The sequence below is a fragment of the Rhizobium sp. WYCCWR10014 genome (assembly GCF_001657485.1).
In the GTDB taxonomy this organism is placed as follows: Bacteria; Pseudomonadota; Alphaproteobacteria; order Rhizobiales; family Rhizobiaceae; genus Rhizobium.
This window is the reverse complement of record NZ_LXFU01000032.1, coordinates 1-20,627: the sequence shown is the minus strand read 5'-3', so window position 1 is coordinate 20,627 and position 20,627 is coordinate 1. Positions and strand designations below refer to the sequence as shown.

Annotated in this window: 19 protein-coding genes; 1 reads left to right on the top strand and 18 read right to left on the bottom strand. The window is 53.6% G+C overall.

Going from position 1 to position 20,627, the window contains the following annotated elements; all coding sequences use genetic code 11:
- Positions 1–190 precede the first annotated feature (190 nt).
- Positions 191–1,018 carry a Wzz/FepE/Etk N-terminal domain-containing protein gene (locus A6U98_RS13430; RefSeq protein WP_064650474.1) on the top strand — a complete coding sequence of 276 codons (828 nt, stop codon included), beginning with the start codon at positions 191–193 and terminating at the stop codon, positions 1,016–1,018.
- 4 nt (positions 1,019–1,022) lie between these two features.
- Here the strand turns inward: A6U98_RS13430 and A6U98_RS13425 are convergent, their stop codons facing one another.
- The 18 genes from A6U98_RS13425 to A6U98_RS13340 all read right to left on the bottom strand — a co-directional run.
- A complete protein-coding gene (locus A6U98_RS13425; protein ID WP_064650472.1) occupies positions 1,023–1,799 on the bottom strand; it encodes a glycosyltransferase family 2 protein in 777 nt (258 codons plus the stop codon).
- 62 nt (positions 1,800–1,861) lie between these two features.
- Entirely contained in the window at positions 1,862–3,034 is a 1,173-nt protein-coding gene (locus tag A6U98_RS13420) for a glycosyltransferase family 1 protein (RefSeq protein WP_064650470.1), read from the bottom strand.
- The gene (locus A6U98_RS13415) at positions 3,031–3,981 is read right to left on the bottom strand and encodes an SDR family oxidoreductase (protein ID WP_064650468.1); all 951 of its coding nucleotides are present in this window, start codon (positions 3,979–3,981) and stop codon (positions 3,031–3,033) included. Before A6U98_RS13415 ends, A6U98_RS13420 begins: the two co-directional genes overlap by 4 nt.
- 9 nt (positions 3,982–3,990) lie before the next feature.
- Positions 3,991–4,833, bottom strand: coding sequence for a class I SAM-dependent methyltransferase (locus tag A6U98_RS13410; protein ID WP_064650466.1), 843 nt, complete (start codon positions 4,831–4,833; stop codon positions 3,991–3,993).
- On the bottom strand, positions 4,830–5,423 hold the full coding sequence (locus A6U98_RS13405; RefSeq protein ID WP_011650563.1) for an acyltransferase: 594 nt from the start codon (positions 5,421–5,423) through the stop codon (positions 4,830–4,832). Before A6U98_RS13405 ends, A6U98_RS13410 begins: the two co-directional genes overlap by 4 nt.
- Positions 5,420–6,511 carry a glycosyltransferase gene (locus A6U98_RS13400; RefSeq protein ID WP_064650464.1) on the bottom strand — a complete coding sequence of 364 codons (1,092 nt, stop codon included), beginning with the start codon at positions 6,509–6,511 and terminating at the stop codon, positions 5,420–5,422. The genes A6U98_RS13405 and A6U98_RS13400 overlap by 4 nt, the downstream gene beginning before the upstream one ends.
- 8 nt (positions 6,512–6,519) lie before the next feature.
- On the bottom strand, positions 6,520–7,878 hold the full coding sequence (locus A6U98_RS13395; RefSeq protein WP_064650462.1) for an O-antigen polymerase: 1,359 nt from the start codon (positions 7,876–7,878) through the stop codon (positions 6,520–6,522).
- On the bottom strand, positions 7,868–9,028 hold the full coding sequence (locus tag A6U98_RS13390) for an N-acetyl sugar amidotransferase (protein ID WP_011650566.1): 1,161 nt from the start codon (positions 9,026–9,028) through the stop codon (positions 7,868–7,870). The genes A6U98_RS13395 and A6U98_RS13390 overlap by 11 nt, the downstream gene beginning before the upstream one ends.
- Complete coding sequence (locus A6U98_RS13385) at positions 9,021–9,776, bottom strand: HisA/HisF-related TIM barrel protein (RefSeq protein WP_231283837.1); 756 nt, start codon at positions 9,774–9,776, stop codon at positions 9,021–9,023. Before A6U98_RS13385 ends, A6U98_RS13390 begins: the two co-directional genes overlap by 8 nt.
- Entirely contained in the window at positions 9,776–10,387 is a 612-nt protein-coding gene (gene hisH, locus A6U98_RS13380) for an imidazole glycerol phosphate synthase subunit HisH (protein ID WP_064650458.1), read from the bottom strand. Before hisH ends, A6U98_RS13385 begins: the two co-directional genes overlap by 1 nt.
- A complete protein-coding gene (locus A6U98_RS13375) occupies positions 10,388–11,983 on the bottom strand; it encodes an oligosaccharide flippase family protein (RefSeq protein WP_064650456.1) in 1,596 nt (531 codons plus the stop codon).
- A complete protein-coding gene (locus A6U98_RS13370) occupies positions 11,980–13,083 on the bottom strand; it encodes a DegT/DnrJ/EryC1/StrS family aminotransferase (protein ID WP_064650454.1) in 1,104 nt (367 codons plus the stop codon). Before A6U98_RS13370 ends, A6U98_RS13375 begins: the two co-directional genes overlap by 4 nt.
- Before the next feature lie 214 nt (positions 13,084–13,297).
- Complete coding sequence (locus A6U98_RS13365; protein WP_064650451.1) at positions 13,298–13,783, bottom strand: acyltransferase; 486 nt, start codon at positions 13,781–13,783, stop codon at positions 13,298–13,300.
- The gene (locus A6U98_RS13360) at positions 13,780–14,859 is read right to left on the bottom strand and encodes a Gfo/Idh/MocA family oxidoreductase (protein WP_197496388.1); all 1,080 of its coding nucleotides are present in this window, start codon (positions 14,857–14,859) and stop codon (positions 13,780–13,782) included. Before A6U98_RS13360 ends, A6U98_RS13365 begins: the two co-directional genes overlap by 4 nt.
- Before the next feature lie 20 nt (positions 14,860–14,879).
- Positions 14,880–15,998, bottom strand: coding sequence for a GDP-mannose 4,6-dehydratase (gene gmd / locus A6U98_RS13355; RefSeq protein WP_064650449.1), 1,119 nt, complete (start codon positions 15,996–15,998; stop codon positions 14,880–14,882).
- A complete protein-coding gene (locus A6U98_RS13350) occupies positions 15,998–16,978 on the bottom strand; it encodes a GDP-L-fucose synthase (RefSeq protein WP_064650447.1) in 981 nt (326 codons plus the stop codon). Before A6U98_RS13350 ends, gmd begins: the two co-directional genes overlap by 1 nt.
- A gap of 894 nt (positions 16,979–17,872) precedes the next feature.
- Entirely contained in the window at positions 17,873–18,262 is a 390-nt protein-coding gene (locus A6U98_RS13345; RefSeq protein ID WP_150131655.1) for a hypothetical protein, read from the bottom strand.
- Between the two features lie 1,087 nt (positions 18,263–19,349).
- Positions 19,350–20,627 (bottom strand): calcium-binding protein (locus A6U98_RS13340; protein ID WP_197496387.1); only part of this gene is annotated, 1,278 nt, incomplete at its 5' end.

The window sequence follows — 20,627 nt, the reverse complement described above, 5'->3', positions numbered from 1 at the left end:
CTCAAGGACCGATTCAGGTATTTTTTCCAGGCCTCGTCACGGCCTAAGGAAGCATGGCATCGCGATATGCGCTGGATGTGATTTTTTCATGATTGACATTGCAGGGCCAATAAGATTGAAGCGACATTTAGGCCTGCTGTTGTGAAATTTTTTGCTAATTTTGAGCCTACGGTGGATTCTGAAAGCTGAGATGATGGAACAGAGATCATTTGACGAGGAAATTAATCTCTTTTCTGTTGTTTCCTTCCTACGAAGGGGCATCGGCACCATTGCTTTGTGCTGTTCCATTGGAGCTATACTAGCAGGCATTTTCCTGTGGCGTAGCCAACCCTTTTATCAAGCCTCAGCACAACTCGTGCTTGCGGCTTCGTCCAATCCAACGCAACTAGACCCTGATGCAGTCGCTCTTGTGGAGCCTCGTGAGCATGTTACTTTTCGTCTGCGATCTCCATCAGCTTTCGATCAGCAGACCGTCTCCGCGTGCTCCGACGGCGGCCCGGTAACCGCCGAACAGATTTCGCAAAATGTGAGGGTGACGGCACCATCAGTTCCCAGTGACGTCATCGAGATTTCCTTTACCGCCCCAGCCGCTGAATTGGCACGGCAGTGCGTCGCCGCGATCGTGCGGGGGATTCAAGAACAGCAGACGTTGGTTGCGTCCATCAGCTTGGAACATCTGAAATCTCAAATCAGGTCACTGCAGGATCAACTCGTGGAAAATTCGAAGCTCCTGAAGGAGGCGCAGGATTCCGGGTGGCAGCAGGCAATATATCTCGCGACACGCGACGATGCGATCGCATTGCGTAAGGACATTGCCGACTTGACGGGTAAACTAGAACTAAGCAAGCCTGCGACTCTGCTTTCCCCAATTTACGCTCCATCAAATGCCGCCTCTCCGACCAAGATAACTATTCTGACTGCAGGTCTCTTTGTCGGGTTCGTTATCGGCGTTCTAGTCAACCTCCTTAAAAGCGCATACCTCATGCAGCGAAATCGCCGTAGCCGGTCGAACGGCTAATGCGTTAGCGCACGTTAAGCAAGGCCGCACGAAGTACCTGCATGCCCCGCGACATAAGCTTCTTAGAGAAGAAATGTACAGGGCTGGCTCTCAACCCGTGAGTTTCAAGCGCACGTAGAATTTCTTTGTTTTGCTGCAGGATATTCTTCCAGCTGCGATTTGTGGTGCCGCCCATTCGCATCTTCACCATAATGCCGGGCAGGTATTCCGACTTGATACAGTGGCGTTCTAGGAAGCGCATCATTAATTCTACATCAGCAGCAATCCTATAACTGAGGTCAAATGACCCAAGGCGCTTGTAGACCTCGCGCCGAACAAAGAATGTTGGATGAGGCGGGCACCAGCCTTCTTCGAAAGCCTTAGGTACAAAAGGCGAAGAGCGCCAGTCGCGCACTATCGTCGAGGTATCATTTTGCCGAACATAGCAGAGATCCCCGTAACATGCTTCCAAGGCCGGATCCCGGAACGCCTCCGCGACCTTTGCCAGAGCGCCCGGCATGTAGAAGTCATCCCCATTGATGAAGCCGATAACTTCGCCGGTTGCAAGACTTATTCCTTTATTCATAGCATCATAGATGCCAAAGTCCTCTTCGGAAACCAGGCGCGTGATAACATCGCGGCGTTCGTTGATCCGATCAAGCGTGCGGTCCTTTGAGAGTCCGTCGACGACGATATACTCCATATTTGGGTAGTTTTGAGCGCGAACGGATTCGATCGTATCAGCGATCGTGGCTTCGTTGTTGAAGACAACGGTGATGATTGAAATTTTCGGTTCGCGCATTCACACTTACTTTCATAGCTGGTGGGTAGAGGCGAGGTCCCCCGGCATTCTTCGGTGGTTTGCTACCGGCGTTTGGTGGCAACCCGTTGAACAAGCGCATGGAAATCAGTGATGAAACGGTTGACGCGTTCATTAGCGAAGGCCTGTGCCTTCGCCGCCCGTTCGAACAGAATATCCGGCGAAGACAGATTTGTCGAAGCAAGTGCGTCGGCAAGCGCCTGCGCGTCATGGCGATCGAAAAATACGGCCGCTTCGCCCGCCTGTTCCCTGTTGACGTCCAAATCAGACAAAATCAACGGCACGCCCCACGACAGGGCCTCTTCAACTGTCGTGCTCCATCCTTCGAAGAGAGATGGGTTCAGCAAGGCCATACTAGCGGTTGCGAGTGGAGCAAGATCGCCATATGGGATAAGACCGAGAAGAATGAAGTTCGAGGAGAGATCGGCACTTTCGATAGCAGCCTTCACACGCGGAAAATAAGAGGGGTCGCGCGGATCAGACTGGCTGCCACATGCTACGACAGTAACGTCGTGACCGCGGCGACGGAGGATCGTCAATGCCTCCACGACAAGAAGATGATTCTTGTGCTGCCAGAACTGGTTGGGAAGGAAGATATACCGCTCAGGCAGTCCGTATTTGTCGGCAAGAGCACGAGCAGCCGCAGGAACAATCACTCCCTTGGGCGGCACCGCAAACCTGACGACGTGTGTGCGCCCCCGGGAGGACGGATAGAAAACTTCGCACGAGACGCGCGAGTCCTCACTGCTCAACATGATCTCGCGTTTTCCCAGGACCTGAATTCTAAACCCTATATCGCGTTTCCAGTAGCCAAGCTTACTGAAGAGACGGGGGAGGAAGCGGTGTTGGAAATCTGGGATCCAGGCAATAGCGGGGATGCCGAGATTGAAACCAAAAAATTGTGCCACCTCAAATACGACATCTATCCGGTGAGTTTTAAACAGCTTACGCACACGCCAGTCGGCGCCGGTGACAAGACCGGTGAGCAGAGATCTAAAGCTCCTGGATCTGTTAAAGAGCGGGCTACGGACCACCTCAACGCAATTGAGAGCCGCAAATGGAGTTATATCTTTTTCATCGACGTCGGTTCCAAAGAACATAACGGGCGTAAGAGCTCTGCTCTGATCAGCGGACAGCAGCCTGGCGAGATTTATCAGATAGTTATAACCGCCGGTCCAGTTTTTCCCGCCGATCATCGTAAAGGCAATACGGGTCATGATCTCACACCGGATTCCGATCGAAACCACCTGACATAGCCTGAGAGGCCTTCCATCAAATCCTTCTGCCACTCGAACCCGAGGGCTGCGAGTTGCTCGGATTGGGCTATCAGGCTTTGAGGGTCGCCAGCTCGTGCTTTACCCGAAAATTCAATCCTGGCTTCCAAATTGGTATCGACCGCCCATGCTTGGGCAATGCCTTCAACGATCGCACGAACATTGGTGCCGCGGCCCGTGCCGATATTGATAACTTTTGGCGAGGGATTCGCCTCGGTGTGGATAAGCGACAGCGCGCGCACGACGTCGGTCACCGCCGTCCAGTCTCTAAGCTCGTTGCCACTGCCGCCGAGAAGGAGTCGCTCAGGATGAACCTCGAGCTGGGAGCAAACGTCCCAGAGCAATTGCTTGCGTAATCCCTCCCCATAAACTGAAAACAGACGACCGATCACGACCTTTAACTCGTAGCTCTCGCAATAGGAGACGCAGAGAGATTCCATTATATGCTTGTGATGACCGTAGGGAGAGAAGGGGTTGGGTTTCGCCGTCTCAGCTATCTGACCTGTGTGGCCTGCCCCGTAAACAGCAGCGCTAGAAACCGCCACTAAGCTGCTTTTAGGGGCCTCCAGTCTCAGCCATTCAAGCAGTTCAATGGTCGAGCTGACCGTGCGGTGGAAATCTTCGCGAGGATTTGCGATTGCTGCTCCGACCGACGAGCCCCCCGCAAGATGGTACACAATGTCCACCGTCCCAAACTGCTGTTGAATCAACCGAAGATTGGGGATATCGACCTCACCGTTATGCCAAGAAACCAGCCCCCAGCGTTGGGCATGAAGCGGTGACCAGGTACCGTGCCCAAGGCCGAATACGGAGTTCCCGGCAAGTGCAAGCGACTTTGCCAGATATCTTCCGATAAATCCGTGAGCGCCTGTGATTAATATACGAGCCATTCTTTTTCTTTATTGGGGCCGCGTGGCGACGAACGAATACAGCCGGCCCGGCCGCCGATCGAATTTTGCTGCGATATGCGAGAAGATCGTCCAGACTGACCGAGAACTCAAAAGCGCTGGAGCGGCTCTTGCGAAGAGCGGCAATCGCATGGCAATCTGCGCCTTCAACTCCGCCGGAGTGTAGGGGGCGAAGTTGATCTCGCTCTCCAGCGGCATAAGGAGCTTGTCCATCTTGAAACCGGCCGAAACTATAGAGTTCTGATACTCCTTCAGAAGAAAGGCGTTTTCCCCTCCATAGAGTTTGTGCAGGGGATGGCGATCCAGAAAGATCGGCAAATCGCGTTCGCTCGATATCACATGTTCGCGAACTGCGATGAAGCGCCCGCCGGGCTTGAGCACTCGAAAGAATTCACGACACGCGGCCAACAGATCGGAGGTGTGATGCAGAACGGCTCTGGCAAAGACCACATCGAAGGCATTGTCGGAGAATGGGAGCTTTTCGGAAAACTCCTCGGCGATCGAAATGGGAAGATGAACTTCATTGAAGAGGGCACGAATTGCACCAGCACCCACGAGGTCGCTCGCGTCGGGCTCCAGTGCCGTTACTTCAAAACCTTCCTTGGCCAGAGCATAGCTGGCAATACCACGACCGGCGCCGATATCGACTGCAGTTCCTGGCGCCTGCGGGAGAAATTCGCGGATGGCACCCCACTCGCCGCTCCGCCAATACCGCTCGGCCGCCTGCAGAATCGGATCGTCGTAGTAGGCATCGAGCACCAGCTTTTGCTGGTCAGGCTGTTGCCGAAGCCACTGGACGGCTGCTTCCCACGTGTCCAATTTTGTTGCCGTCATGGTTGACCTTCTGTCTCTTTTTGCGTCGGCTTGAGATTCCGAATTATGCGAGCGGGGTTACCGGCGACGACGGTGTAAGGGGGGACATCGCGCGTGACAACAGCATGGGCTCCAATAACTGCCCCGTCGCCGACTGTCACCCCCTTCAGGATACTCACGCCAAAACCAATCCACACCTTGTTTTGAATAAACACTGGCTTGATGGAAACCCCGGTCCAATCCTTCTTTCCTAAGCCCCAATCGGTCACATCGTTCTTGCGCAATTCCCAGTCGAGAGAATGAGAATCATGATCCACGATTGTCACTCCCCATGAGATGATGACATCGTTTCCAATCGTAATTCCGGAATGGCATACCAGGTGACTGGCACCAATATAGCAGCGATCGCCAATGCTGATGCGGCCGCGGGGATCATCGAAGCTGATATTGCAATTGATGATACAGTTCTCGCCGATCTTCACATTGCCTCCGCGAACGGATCGCAATACCAGCCAACGGACATTGCTACCACTCCCAACGACAAATTTGCTCCGCTTGCGAGCCAACCATCCCGCCGCCATGTTTGCGATCGTGGTCAGGCTAAGCTTCATGCGCTTGCAGCCAGCCGTTGGAAGTTAAGCCATTGGGCACGCTTGTTGTACACGGTTCGTACAGTACGGGTTCCTTCGTTGGCTAACGCCTGGAGGCGCTCCGGTTCCCGAAGCAGATTTACAATTGTCCGCGCCGCGGATTCTGCATCTTCATATGTTACCATGCTGATATTATTGACCATCCCCTCAGGATAAACACCGGAGTCCGAGACCATTAGCGCACCGCATCCTAGCGCCTCCCAGCATCGCATATTTCCCCTGTCCGTTCCCGCCATATCCACGGCGCCATTTAGAACAATTTTCGCCTGCGAAATCGCTTCATAAAGCTCACGTCCGAAGAGTGGGGTACGGGACACTGCACGAATATTCTTCGGACGTCTGTGCTTCCCAAGCGGCAGAAGCCAACCAATCGGGCTCTCAGCAAGCCTAGTCAATCGCGATCGATCAAGGTGGTAGTAAACTTTAAAATCCCTTCGAATAGCCGAAACGGCTTGCAGTATCTCTGCACGCCGACGATGGTGACGGCTATAGCCGCCGACAAAAAGCACATCGATTGGCCGGTCTCGATTTTCGGCATAGCTATCCATTGCCGGATCATGGGCTGGTGCAAAATATTCCGCGCGCCAGCCCAGCTTCCGATAACCTTCCAATATGACAGGAAAGTTGCAGACGATCAAATCGTAGGCGCCGAAGTCGGTATTGCCGGAAGGCGCCGCTCGCCACATGATTGACTTCCGAACGCAGCCAGGAAGTTTGCGGACGAAGTCGTTCCCGTATCGCATCGGATCCGAATTATAAAATATCTCGGTGCGGTGATGTTCGATCTGGCTCAGCAAGATCTGCTCCATGTCGGAGGTGGCGGGCAAACCATTTTCTACCGCCCAGTATCGTTGAAGTATCTCGTCATCGCCGTTCGTAAAGAAGATGTCTGGAGAGGTCTCCATTACCGGTTGCAGTATATGGCAAGCGCCATAGCGATCATCCAGAAAAAGGGCCAATCTGTCTGAAAAACTTCTCGCATCAACTGCGAGCATATCAAGCCGCCGCATATAAGCAGCATATACCCCGGAATTTTGAAAAACGCGCATATTGGGTTCTATACCGATCCGAGGTGGACAAGATGCTCTTGTCCACCGTCGTTCTTTTCTGGCACCCACTTCATCGCGCTGGACAGCGCTAGCACTAATGGAACAACCAAAACCAAACCGCCGGTCATCATCGCCGTTTGAAGTGCGGTCGAAAGCATGACGAATATTCCATAGTGGCCGAGAGCCAGCCCCGCAATCGTTGCGACGGTCTTCCCTCGTTTCACTATCAGCTGGATATCTAGCAAGCGGATAAAAAATCCGGCGAATAGCGAAAATAGAAGGACACCCATCCAAGAGAAGTCGGCCCAGGCATCGGCGATAAACATCGCTGTCGAGGTGGAACCTTCCATGCCGCGATGGACGGCGCCGACCAGTAGATAGGTTGGTTGGCTGGGTTGACCGGTCAGAGAGCCGACCAGCCAACTGAACTTACTACCCCAACCATAGGGGAGAACACTTGGAATTGCAGTATAATACTCAAGCAAGCTCTCATTCGGGATCATGAATATCCGGTAAAAGAGAAAGTCGAGTGCGTCACCGACACCGTGTAATTCACGAATGGCAATAAGTACCATCGCTCCGAACAGAAGTACGCCAAACAGAATAAATCTGATCGCCATCCCCAACGGCAAATCTAAAGATTTTCTAAGATGTTCAACGACTAGCAACTGCAGTATAAATATCGCCAGTGGTGCCTTGCTTAGAGTTGAGGCCTTGGCCAACATAACGGCGATTATAAAAGCCCAAGCGATCGCTCTCAGTTTCATTGACCGCTGTCTTATCGCTATAAAGCAGCAAAAGGCACAGAACGGAAGCACATTGGAGACCAGGAGATTGAAAAGATAAAAGCGGCTTCCACCCGACTCTCGTCGCATCGCAATTTTCGCGACCTCACTTGCATCCGAAATAAAGTAGACGATAGTTTTGGGTATGTTGTTTTCTAACACAACAACCGCCAAAATGATAAGGAGTCCGATTATTGAAATAAGCTCGACGCGTTGAGCGACGCCTTCAGATATCCGGACAGGCCGAGTACGCCAGGAATGCAGGGCAGCCTGGATCTGCTGATGACTAATGCCAAACGCGAAATCTGCCAACCCTATACCGAGAGTAATGCAGACAATTGAAATGGCAAGTGAGAGATCCAGCGCGCCTATGGCATCATTATAGGGGGCAGCAGACATGATTGTCTCGAAGAACTTGGTCTGAGGACCCCATACTCGAGTGTAATATAGATACATAGGGCCATGAAGCGTGAGCATGAGGCCTAAAAATACTGACGAAAGCGTCAGATTGATACCCACCTTCCAAATGTAGAAGCCCACCGACAGTGTGACAGCCATTGCGAAGACGAGGCTAGTCGACATCAGCTGCCTCTACGGTTGCGCTACGTGACGGCAGCAAAATTCGAGTCACCTTACGCAGGCGCAAAAGCGCTTTATGAAGCCACATGCCGTTCGGAAAATTACTGTGCGGTACTGGCGGTGCCTCGATATACCATTGGAGCTCTTCCGGCTTCAATCCCAGTTTTTTGGCCACGAACTTTGTTTCCCTGCGGGCATCCTGAACGGAGATGATGGGCGTTGAAATTTCGCGCAGCGCCTCCTCCCGTGTCATTTGTCCGGCAACAATCAAACTTGAAAGATGAAGCCGTCTTTTGTCAAAGTTAAATTTTCTCGGAAGATAGATATCCTGGTAGAATTTTGTGAATCTAGATTCACTGTGTTTGCCGCCGTAGTCACGCCACCCATATTCGCGCTGAAGCTCAGTGCGCGCCTCTTCTTTATTGTAGTCGATGTAGTTGAGTGGACGGTGAATGGTGAGTTGCCGGCGGACGCGGGTAAGCCAAATATACTCAAGAGGGCTCATGAAGGGATAGGTCGTGAGCTTCAAGGAGCCGAAGCGTTTTTGAATCGCGCTCGCATGCGTTCCGTCAATCGACGGATAGCCAAAGCCGCGGGGTATCACCGATTCTGACGCGAAGTTTACGCCGCTGAGGAAGTGACGAATGCCGAATTTAGCTGCTGTCCTATAGAGGGTGGAAAAGAATGCATGATCTTGCGGGATGTCCTGATTGAGGACAGAAGCCTTCATAAACGCAATCTGCAGATCGCGCATCTCCTGCCACTCGATTACATACGTGTGAAGGTCGAGATCGAGTTTCCGGACAAGAATTTCAATATTGTGGACGGCGGGCTCGGAATTCCAACCGCCGTCGACATGGACCGCCAGAAGACGAAGACCATGCTTTCGGGCGGCGAGATGCGCAAGAAACGCGCTGTCAATTCCACCGCTAAGCCCGACCATTGCGTCGTATGGCTTACCTGCGCCTTCTTCCTTCAATGTGGCGATCAATCGCCGCATTCGTATGTCGCCTTCGGGGCCGGTCCACCACTCGTGCGGCTTGCGATTCAGCGCATCCCGACAGCAGTTACATTGGCCGTTTGCGTCAAACACGATCGACGGGTTGGAATTGTCCATGACGCAAAATGAGCAAACTCGCGACGCGTTATCCATGAGCACCTTGCTCCGCCTCCTCCAAAATTTCTGGTGCAGGGTAGCTTATAAGGACTGCCCTCAGCCGACCGATAAAGGTGAAGGCGCTCCCCGAGGCCGCGGCGGAAGCGCCGGCATCAAGGCCTTCCATCAGGTGGGCGACGTTTCCGGCGCCACCCAAGGCAACGACCGGAATGCTCAGCTTTCGGGTAATCGACTGGATCAACTCAAGATCATACCCGTTGCGCGTGCCGTCGAGAGTTTTCGACTGGAGAATTATTTCGCCAACGCCGACATCCTGCAGCCTCAGGCAGAATTCTATCGGCTCTTGCCTCGCACCGCTTGAAGTGTAGCAGCTCGCCGCCGCGCCGCGACCGTCAACGTCGACACAGGCAACCAGAGCCTGGCTGCCCATATCGGCAGCAATCGCTCCCACCAGTTGCGAATTGCGCGCGCCTTGACCGAGTACAAACTTCTCGACGCCGGAGCGGTTAAGTTCCTCGCACTGCTTAAGCTCGGTGATGCCGCCGCCATATGCCAAAGGCATGAAACATTCGGTTGCGAGTTCGCGAACGAAGCCGAGATCAGGACCTCGCCCCGTACGCGTGGCGTCGATATCGAGAATGCAGATCTCGTCGACTTCCTTTTCGTTGAACAGGCGAACAACATTGAAGGGATCGCCGACGTAGGTGCGTTCACCAAACTCTATCGTTTTCACCAGCCGACGCTTCTGATCGACCAGCAGGACGGGTATAAGCCTTTTTCTCATCAAAGCTTTCCGAATGCTTCAAGAATCCGCATTCCGAAGCGGTGGCTTTTTTCAGGATGAAATTGCACGCCGCTGACATTGTTCGAACTCACTGCGCAACATAGCTCCTCGCCATAGTCGATGACGGCGGTAACGTCATTCGGATCATCGCAATCGACAAAATAGCTGTGGTCGAAATAAAAGCGCTCCCGCCGGTTGGACCTGTCGAACAGAGCGCTTTCTCGGCGCGGCCTTATCTCAAGCCAGCCGATATGAGGAACCTTAAGGGATGATGTTGCCGCTAGCCCGATGCGCTTTACATCCGCATTTATCCAGCCAAGTCCAGTTTCCGAGCCTTCCTCGCTGGATCGCGCCAACAGCTGCATACCGAGACATATGCCGAGAACAGGAACCCTCCGTTCGCGCACCGCGTGATTCAGCGGATCGACTAATTGTCTGTTTCTCAACGTGGCCATTGCTTTGTCAAACGCACCGACTCCTGGAAGAATGAGCTTCGCGGCACTTTCGATCTCCTTGGGATCGCCGCTTGGCCGAGCATCGATCCCCAGATACTCCGCCATATTGGTGATTGCGCCGATATTCCCGACGCCATAGTCTACCACAGTGATCACTCAAAACCCTCTCTTGCGTTTCACAAGATGGTTATTCCATCCAATCAGGCGTCTCTCGGACAAAGCCGTTCTAACGGACCCATAGATACGGGACAAGATAATGCTCCCGGTTTTCGTCGTCATCGCCACGGCTGCGATCGCGGCGGAGACAACGCAGACAGAACAGACATACGCGAAAGCGAGGGACAGCCAGCCATTGATCCAGGTGAAATTCAGGCCTAAAGATCCGACAACTATGCAGATGCCAACCAAGATAGGAGCAACTGTACAGGCAAACATTTGCTCCGCGCTGAAAGTGCGAAAGAAGCAATTGCGAGTCACCAAAAGCGCGAGAGGTACTCTTACAAGGCTGGCAGCAAGCAAGCCTGTTCCAGCAGCGTATGGACCGAAACACCAAATGGAAATGAAAGAAAAAACAACCGTCATCACCGAATACGCAAGTGAAGTATATGCAGCCGGTGCGTTTCTGCCCATTCCCATGGCGTAATACTGGAATACATTCGAACCGCACCCGACGATGCCGCCGAGAATGAGTATCTGGAGCAGATGCGTGCCGCCTGCAGCGGTTTCTTCGCCGACCCAAACCGTCAACAGCGGCCTGGAGAGAACCGCGATTGGTGAGAGTACGATGGCTCCGAAAGCCGAATTGCCCCATGAGGCGAGCATAAAGAAATCATGCCGCTCCTCTTCGCGGCTGTTCGACATGTTGCCAAATCGAGGAAACAGGACTTCACAGATACGTATGACCGCGATGTAAGCGGCCTCCTGGACGCGATTGCACACGTTATATTGGCCGACAACGGCAGACGGCGCGAGCGAAGCCAGAACGTAGCGGTCAATCTGGTTGCCAAAGATTCCCGCAAGCTGAGAGAGGCTTTGCCATTTTCCAAAATGAAGCAATGATTTCAGTTCGTCGGGAGACGATGAAATCAATCTGCCGCTCTCACGGAATTCCGAGGATGTAATCCATATCCATCCTACAGTCGACAATACGAGACTTCCAGAAAATCCGAGCAAATAGCCGTTCAGCACTGGAAAGGACCAAGTGCATCCCAAGGTCATGATGATGGTTGCGAATGAACTCCAGGCTGATGCTTGGGCCACCAATCGAAAACTTTGCTTTCCCACGCAAATACCTTGCAGGACAAACGAGAACTGCTGCGCCATTGTGCCGGTTGCGACAATGAGGAAGGAGACGGCGAGATTCTGTGACGGAAGAGACGCACCGGCGATGCCGGTCATGATCCATGGACCGGCAAGCACGATCCCTAGCCACGCCACCGCCGAAGCGATCAGGCAGATTTTTATTCCGACGATAGCAATACGGGCGGCGGCATGCTCCTCGCCACGTCCAATCCGCGCGGAAATTTCCCTGACAACGGCCTGCCCGAGCACGGTGCCGATCAGCGTCACGGGAGCTGCGATAGCGATCACTATGCCGGCGCTTCCCAGCGTCTGCAGTCCAATCCAGCGTACGACGAACGGCACCGTGGCAAGGTTAGCAACCAGCATAAAAAGGAAACCCGCAAAATTCCAGCCTGAGTTTCCAAGAAGATTGCTGCGCCTTCCATGGCTCTCCGGGCGTTCATCACTCACTCGGCGAATCCCCTGATCGTATCTGCGACGTACAGGAGTTGAGCTTCTGTCATTTCAGGGAAAATCGGAATTGAGAGAATCTTGGATTGATTTCCAAACGCGTTGGGAAAATCTTCCGGCCGATGGCCAAGGCGTTCGTAAGCCGGCAGGAACGGCAGCGATATTGGATAGTTGACCACGGTTTGGATGCCGGCATGATTGAGGTGGGCGGCCAGGGCATCGCGCCGCTGGTGCTTGATCACAAACAGGTGATAGACGTGATTTCGTCCGGCTGCCGTTTCAGGCAGGTCCAGCCGACCAATATCCTCGAGGGCGCGCGCATATCGTCTCGCCCATTCCTGCCGCTTTGCAGTCCACTCAGGCAGACGCGGCAGCTTCACCGACAGGATCGCGGCCTGCAGTCCGTCGAGGCGGCTATTTATGCCTTCGATCTGGTGGTCGCCCTTTGAAAGCCCGCCATGCCGCGCAAACATTGCCATCCGATCGGCAAGTGATTTGTCCTTGCAGGTAATGGCGCCTGCGTCGCCCATCGCGCCAAGGTTCTTACCCGGGTAGAAAGAATAGGAAGCGACATCCCCGAAGCTCCCGACGACCTGCCCATCAATCTCAGCCAGATGGGATTGAGCACAATCCTCTATGACCCAGAGACCGTGCTTCCGGGCGATCGCCATGATCGCAGTCATATCTGCCGGTTGGCCATAGAGATGAACCGGGATGATGCCAACCGTTCGAGGCGTGATCTTCGCTTCGATTTGAACAGGATCGATGGTGTATGTCGAAGCGTCGGTGTCGCAGAAGACAACATTGCCGCCGGCCTGTGAAATGGTCTCGGTAGTTGAAATCCATGAATGGGCAGTCGTAATAACTTCATCCCCAGGTCTGACGCCTAGCGCGCGCATGGCGATGAAGAGTGAGTCCGTTCCATTAGCACATGAGATGCAATAAGGGGCGCCGACGGCGACGGCAAATTCGTCCTCGAACTTCTGAACGAATGGCCCCCTGATAAACGAGGAAGACCGGATGACTGAAGCAATTGCAGCATCGATCTCCTCCTTTAGCGAGAGATATTGGAGATGAAGATCAGCGAAAGGAACTTTCATTAAACCTGCTCTCGGTAAATTTTCATGATTTCCGCGTCTGGCAGCGCCGTCACTGCAACAAGTCAAATAACATTCGGCCATGCATTGGCTCAACACTGAAACAACTTTTTCCCAAGGGGCAAGGTCAACGACCTTCTATGGGCCACCTTGCGGCGAGAAGCTCACAAAGCCAAAGGTGCCGGGTTGTCTACCAACGACGACATTTCCGCACAAACTAAGTTTCGTTGCTAGCCGAGCGAGGTAAAGGCCGGGCGGGGTTGCCGGCATAGGTGCCAGAAATGGTGATATCCCGGGTTACAACGGCGCCCGCGCCGATGACAACGTCGTCGCATATCTGAACCGGAAGGACCGTAGCGTTCGAGCCGATCGAAACCCGATTGCCGATTCGGGTTTCCTTCCAGAGCTCGCGATTTCCCCGCGCAGGCCCACCTCCCGAAAAAACGTCGTTCACAAAAACAACCCCATGTCCGATGAAACAATCCTCACCAATCTCTACAAGTTCGCATATGAAACTGTGTGACTGTATCTTTGTGCGCGGCCCGATCTTCACGCCCTTCTGGATTTCGACGAACGGACCGACGAAACAATCATCCGCAAGTTCGCATTCATAGACATTGGCCGGCTCAACTATTTTCACCCGAGCGCCGCAAACGACGTCTCTGACCTGCGTCTTCCAAAGCGTGGGGGAGCCGTCGGTCACTGGGAAGACCGTCCCAGTTTCGAGTGTTTCAATTCCAAAGGAAGTTTCACTTCTTTATTCGACGCGATTGATTCGTAAAGCGCCGAGATCAGTTCAAGACTCTGGCGGCCCTCATGACCATCCACGAGGGCTTTTGTATCATTCACTAGGCAATCGACGACATGCTCGTAATAAGCCTGATGACCAAAACCATAAACGTTCGGAGGATTAACAGAGTATTTCTCCATAACTTGCTCATCGCCTAAGTCATGATCGCTGAACTGCCAGGTGCGGATTTTGTTCACCGCAAAGCCCGCAATCTCAACAGAGCCCCCAGCTCCAAGTATCGAAATCGATCCTTCAATGTCTTTGGGTCGGGTTGCTGCGGTAGCTTCTATAATGCCGAGAGCACCATTGCGGAACTTCAGTGTGGCTACTGCGGTGTCTTCCGCCTCGATATCCACCAACGCTGTCGCCGCGCGCGCGTGAACACTTTCGACATCACCCATGAACCAAGTTAACATGTCGATATGATGACTTGCCTGATTGGCAAGGACACCGCCGTCGTATTGCCAGGTACCGCGCCAGCTATCCTGATCATAGTAACTCTGATCGCGGCACCATCGTACCCTAACCGTGCCGAGCACGAGCTTACCGAAGCGGCCAGCATCAAGAGCTTCGCGCGCCTTCACGACCGGGACATTGAAACGGTTTTGTTTGACGACGAACAATCGAATATTATTCTCGTCGCAAGCCCTGATCATCGCTTCAGCATCGGTCAGAGTCAGAGCCATTGGCTTTTCGACAACGATATGTCGTTTATATTTTGCTGCCGTAATGACGTGTTCCGCATGCATGCCGCTTGGCGTCAATATCGATACGACATCCACCTCAGTGTTCTGAAGCATCTCATCGATCGACCGATAGTAGGGAACGCCGAATCGTTCACCGAACTCCCTCGCTCTTTCCTCTGCAACATCGCAAACCGCAGCGAGCGTCGCACCTTTTATCTGTGACAGGCCCAACAGTTCGGAATGTCTTTTGGCAATGCGCCCGCAGCCAACAATAGCGAATTTTATCAAGAGTTCTTTCCCCATGCGATCGTATTCGCCCGCAATCACTCGGCACTTACGTTAACATCGAAGCCATGCTGTTTAAGCAAGGCATGTCTCTGTGCATGCCCCAAATCATGCATGACCATTTCCCGGCACATTTCTCTCGCGGAAATTTCCGGAACCCAGCCGAGTAGTTCGCGGGCCTTCGTAGGATCTCCGAGAAGTGTTTCGACTTCGGCCGGACGAAAATAGCGAGGATCGATCTGTACGACTACGGAGCCGGGTTTCACGCGATGGGCCTTGTCGCCTGTGACGGTCTCAACGATCCCTCGTTCATTCAAGCCCACTCCCTCGAAGCGAAGGGTAATTCCGAGATCCTCTGCAGCCCATTGGATGAACTGACGTACGGTGTATTGCTTGCCGCTCGCGATCACGAAATCCTGCGGTTGATCCTGCTGGAGCATCATCCATTGCATGCGAACGTAGTCTTTGGCGTGGCCCCAATCACGCAACGCATCGAGATTGCCCATGTACAGGCACTCTTCCAGACCTTGCGCGATATTGGAAAGACCTCGCGTGATTTTTCTCGTCACGAACGTTTCGCCGCGACGAGGACTCTCATGATTGAATAGGATTCCATTGCACGCGTATAAACCATAGGATTCGCGATAGTTGACGGTGATCCAGTAAGCATAGAGCTTCGCAACCGCGTAGGGACTGCGCGGATAGAATGGTGTCGTTTCCTTCTGAGGGGTTTCTTGCACAAGGCCGTAGAGTTCGCTCGTGCTCGCCTGATAGAATCGCGTTTTCTTTTCAAATCCCAGTATGCGTATGGCTTCGAGCAGGCGGAGCGTTCCGAGTGCGTCGGTATCGCCTGTATATTCCGGGCTCTCGAAGCTTACGGCGACATGGCTCTGGGCGCCGAGATTATAGACCTCGTCCGGCTGCGTTTCTTGCATGATGCGGATGAGATTGCTTGTATCCGTCAGATCGCCGTAATGCAGCTTGAACAACATATTCTTGCTGTGTGGATCCTGGTAAATATGATCGACGCGTTGCGTGTTGAACGAACTCATGCGTCGCTTGATTCCGTGAACGGTATATCCTTTCTCGAGGAGAAATTCCGCCAGATAGGAACCGTCCTGACCGGTGACGCCGGTTATGAGAGCGACTTTAGACATTATGCGACGTTCTCCCGAGACAGGAAATCTTCATAGGCAAATTTGAGACCTTCCTTCAGATCGGTTGCCGGCGACCATCCGAGTTCTCTCGCCACCCCGCTGTCCATGAGCTTTCGAGGTGTTCCGTCCGGTTTGGAGGTATCGAATTCTATCTTCCCTCGGAAGCCGACAAGATCGCCGATAGTCGTCGCAAGCTCGCGGATGGTCACGTCGCTTCCATATCCTACGTTGATATGGGTCTGGCCTTTTGGCTTCAAGGCGTTGTAGCGTTCCGCCGGCAAATTCATGATATGCACGCTGGCGGCGGCCATGTCGTCGACGTAAAGAAATTCCCGCAGCGGCATCCCGCTGCCCCAGATCACCACGCTGGACGCGCCGCTGGTTTTGGCTTCGTGAAAGCGCCGCAGGAGCGCCGGAATGACATGCGAATTCTGGGGATGATATGAATCTCCCACACCATATAAATTGCTGGGCATCACAGCGCGGTAGTCTACACGGTGAGTATCGCCGTACTGGCGATTGTAGCTCTCGCAAAGTTTGATACCGGCAATCTTGGCAATTGCATAAGGTTCATTGGTCGGCTCGAGCGGACCTGTAAGAAGCGCATCTTCCTTGATCGGCTGGTCGGAAAGCTTCGGGTAAATACAACTTGATCCGAGCAGCAGCAGATTCCGAACGCCGGTCCGGAACGCAGCCTCCATGACGTTCAATTCAATCATCAGGTTGTCGTAGATAAAGTCAACCGGATAGGTATTGTTTGCGTATATGCCGCCCACCTTCGCCGCTGCAAGGTAGACCTGATCAAGGCGCTCCTTTTCGAAAAACCGACGAACGTCCAACTGCTCTATCAAATCAAGGTCTTGATGCCTTGCGGTGATGACGGAATCGGGCGGATGCCCTTCGGCGACCAAGCGCCGTACGATCGCCGAGCCGACCATACCAGTATGACCGGCTACGAATATTTTTGGAAAACTGCCCATATTTGCTCGCGCACCCGTGGCATGACCGGAAGCTTCCCGGCTTCTTTATCTACGACCGCACAGTTGCCATGTCGGACTCGCGCGGAAAGGATTAGTTACGCCTCATTGGGTGTTCTCGCCACAAAAGTCAATCTTCATCAATGGGAGCATACTGATCATACTGGTAGTTTTTTCGCGAATCTTACGCACACCTCCTGAGTGGTGGCAGCTTGCCATTTCCCGTCTGGAATTGGCATTTGGCCTCAGTGATCACGGTAGCCTCGACACAGGTGATGGCCGCAACGCTGACGCGCGCGGAATTCAAAGCGCTATCTGACCTAAGATGAGATATTTGAGCCGCTCTTTTGATGAACTCTCAAAAGTCGCGACCATGCAATAACGTGAGTTGCCCCAATCGACGTAACGAAAAAGTACAACGGAAACAATGGTACCGCATAGCGCGGATTCCCAACCTGAAACGCATACGCGACAGCGAAGGCTGGTGCTAATGCGCAAAGAAGTAATATTGTTACTTCCCTCGCTTGTACGGCCAAAAGTGCAGCAGCGAGCAACGCCAATATCAGCCAGACGTCGGGCGGGGCAACACCAATATCTATTGGGTCACGCAGTCTCTCTGGGAAGGTCGAAATATACGGATTGAACGCGGCATAGATCTTCGCATTCGATGAAACTGCAAAGGGGAAAATCGCCGCATCTGAAGCTGCCTGTGGCCCAAAGAAACGCTCGAACGTCGACCGATAGTCCTGCCCGGATGTCCAGCTTTGCCAGCGATAATAGTCGTATAGGTGATTGAGAAAATCCCTGGGAGAGTATCCCGGGAGGACTTCGTGGGTTTGCGGAACTACGGCAGACGGCAAGATCGCCCGATTGATGCCATACCATACAGAAGCCGGTTCAATTGAACTTCATGCCATCCGACCGTAGTGCGCTGGCGAGCCCCTCCGCCTTCTTGTTAATTTCGCTATTGGAGAGTCCTTCCGCTCTCCATTTTTCGGCGGTCAACACAGCGTCCGACATTGTGATGACGCTGTCGACCGCCTCGCCATCCGCCGACGACGGATGGGGGTTAGCCTGAGACGCCGATATCAGAAGATTGATGCCGCCGGCCGGAAGAAAAAATTGCCCGACCTGCAAATATCTATAGGTCGGAAACGCCAGGGCCGAGCCAGCCGACACAGCTAGCAGCAGCACCATCCATCTAGAGATAAGAAGTGTCCGAGACGCAAGCGCGTGGAACAACATTAAAGCGACGATCGCTCCCCAGTAGCTTCTAAACTGGGTCACGCACACAACTGCTAGAAGTGCTACAACAACGCAACTAGTGATCGAGCGATTCCCCCACGTTCCAGACGTCATTCAAGGCAATGTAGTCTGGGTGATATGACCCGCCGCCAAGAACCCATAGTTTTCCGTGATAATGCCCGCGGCTGCCATGCCGCGTGTTCTGTCACCTTGGTCCGGTTGATACCATCGCGGGAGCTCCACACGTCGTTCTTAAGGGTCTGCTTGCGATCAACCCACTCAAGCCCCCCGAGAATCCACAGCTTACCATTTAGCATCACAATCGGCGTGGCTGTTCTAGGACTCCAAGAAGCTGCTACTTGCACGTTGTTCCAGCGAATTCCGTCATCTGAGTTCCACACCGCATTGGTGGCAGGATGCTCCGGGTCCGAAAGTGTAGTCCCACCCATTACCCACATTCGGTCCTTGAAAACGATCGTCATCGGCAGGTCGGTATAATGGAAAGGTAGCTCCGACTGGACAGATCCCACTTGATCCCATCCGTCGAGTTCCAGACATCCCGAAGCAACTCTGTCGGCTTTGTTTTCCAGCCGCCTAAGAGCCAAAGCTTGTCATGATACACGAGTTCTCCAGCCGAATCACGCGGTTGCCAATCAGCGACGGCTATCCGCTTCAAACTCGGTGCCGGGAATCCCGGTGCCCCGCTGTAAATCCACCCGAGAATAAGGCAAAGAACAACCAGCGGAACGACGCGGAAAAACAAAAGCCGTTTGACTTAAATTCATGATTTCATCCCGAACCACTCTTGGAGAGCAGGCGTTTATGACCGCACAAGTACCTTCATTCGCACAATCGCCGATTGTCACAACTTCAAGGCCACCAGCAACGGGGCGGACCAAATGCGACGCTCTTGTGTTAATGATTGTTTCTGTGGATCAGCCACTTTGAGTTCCATCACGGCCTGATCCCCACGGCGACGAAGAGCTGAGCCAAATTGTGATTGCCTCAATTGCCGGAAAAATGGTGTGTTCAATCCCCTTGCCTCATCTCCTCCACAAACCGCCGTCATCCTCTCCGCCGCAGCATGCTCGATCTCCCCCGCAGGGTTTACCAAGAGGTCCGATTGGGTTCACGCAAAAAAGAAATCCCCCGAGTCTAGGCTCGTCAAGGCTACGTTCCTCAACACTATGGTGTTGTCGATATCGGCTGTAACGATTGTATCGTTGCCATACTGACTGGATGCCGCAAAAAGCGATTCCCAGTCGGCGAAAATGCTGTGGTCGATCCTGATCGTGTCGTGTGCGGAGCCGGTTGCCACGAAGTTTGTGATCGTATCGTGGCCCCAGTTCAGCAAAAAAACGAAGACGTCGGCTGCCGCTCCACCAGTGAGGGTATCGTTGCCGGCGCCACCCATCAGCGTATTAGAACCACTGCCGCCGACGATCACGTTGTTAAGCGCATTCCCTGTTCCGGCAAACGGCCCAGTTCCGATATAGGTGAGGTTCTCGACATTGGCGGCAAGCGTATAGCTCGCCAGGCTCGTGCGAACCGTGTCGACCCCCTCATTGGCGATCTCGGTGACGATATCACCGGCATTGTCGACGATATAAGTGTCGTTGCCCGCACCGCCGATCAAGCTATCCGCACCTGTCCCGCCATTCAGCACATCATTGCCGGCGCCGCCGGTGATCGTGTTGGCGAGCGCATTGCCGGCGCCGGTGAAGCTGGCGGATCCCGTATAGGTCAGGTTCTCGACATTGTTGCCGAGCGTATAGCTGACAAGCGCCGTCCGGACCGTGTCCGTCCCTTCGTTCGCGTTCTCAATCACGATGTCAGTCGCAATATCGACGACATAGATGTCGTCACCCGTCCCGCCCGACATCGTGTCGGCACCAGCCCCGCCGATCAATGTGTCGTTGCCGCCAGCCCCCACGAGCTTGTCGGCAGCAACACCGCCTATGATAATGTTGTCGAGCAGATTGCCCGCCCCGGTAAAGGCTGCCGTTCCGATGTAGGTGAGGTTCTCGACATTGGCCGCCAATGTGTGGGCACTCAGGTTTGTCCGAACCGTGTCGATCCCCTCATTGGCGACCTCAGTGACGACGTCGCCGGCATTGTCGACGATGTAGGTGTCGTCACCCGCCCCGCCGATCAAACGATCGGCCCCGCCGCCACCATTCAGCGTATCGTTGCCGACACCGCCGAAAAGCGTATCGATGGCGGCGCCACCCGTGATTATGTTGTCGAGGCTATTGCCTGTTCCGGTAAAGGCTGCCGTGCCGATATTGGTGAGGTTCTCGACATCACTGCCAAGCGTATAGCTTGCCAGCGTCGTGCGAACCGTATCATTCCCCGCGTCGGCGGCTTCCGTGACGATGTCGCCGACATGGTCGACGATATAGATGTC

Bases quoted from the DNA above. Each gene is read 5' to 3' on its own strand.
- A6U98_RS13430 (WP_064650474.1), top strand. From the start codon at position 191: ATGATGGAACAGAGATCATTTGACGAGGAAATTAATCTCTTTTCTGTT.
- A6U98_RS13425 (WP_064650472.1), bottom strand. From the start codon at position 1,799: ATGCGCGAACCGAAAATTTCAATCATCACCGTTGTCTTCAACAACGAA.
- A6U98_RS13420 (WP_064650470.1), bottom strand. From the start codon at position 3,034: ATGACCCGTATTGCCTTTACGATGATCGGCGGGAAAAACTGGACCGGC.
- A6U98_RS13415 (WP_064650468.1), bottom strand. From the start codon at position 3,981: ATGGCTCGTATATTAATCACAGGCGCTCACGGATTTATCGGAAGATAT.
- A6U98_RS13410 (WP_064650466.1), bottom strand. From the start codon at position 4,833: ATGACGGCAACAAAATTGGACACGTGGGAAGCAGCCGTCCAGTGGCTT.
- A6U98_RS13405 (WP_011650563.1), bottom strand. From the start codon at position 5,423: ATGAAGCTTAGCCTGACCACGATCGCAAACATGGCGGCGGGATGGTTG.
- A6U98_RS13400 (WP_064650464.1), bottom strand. From the start codon at position 6,511: ATGCGCGTTTTTCAAAATTCCGGGGTATATGCTGCTTATATGCGGCGG.
- A6U98_RS13395 (WP_064650462.1), bottom strand. From the start codon at position 7,878: ATGTCGACTAGCCTCGTCTTCGCAATGGCTGTCACACTGTCGGTGGGC.
- A6U98_RS13390 (WP_011650566.1), bottom strand. From the start codon at position 9,028: ATGGATAACGCGTCGCGAGTTTGCTCATTTTGCGTCATGGACAATTCC.
- A6U98_RS13385 (WP_231283837.1), bottom strand. From the start codon at position 9,776: ATGAGAAAAAGGCTTATACCCGTCCTGCTGGTCGATCAGAAGCGTCGG.
- A6U98_RS13370 (WP_064650454.1), bottom strand. From the start codon at position 13,083: ATGAAAGTTCCTTTCGCTGATCTTCATCTCCAATATCTCTCGCTAAAG.
- A6U98_RS13360 (WP_197496388.1), bottom strand. From the start codon at position 14,859: ATGGGGAAAGAACTCTTGATAAAATTCGCTATTGTTGGCTGCGGGCGC.
- gmd (WP_064650449.1), bottom strand. From the start codon at position 15,998: ATGTCTAAAGTCGCTCTCATAACCGGCGTCACCGGTCAGGACGGTTCC.
- A6U98_RS13350 (WP_064650447.1), bottom strand. From the start codon at position 16,978: ATGGGCAGTTTTCCAAAAATATTCGTAGCCGGTCATACTGGTATGGTC.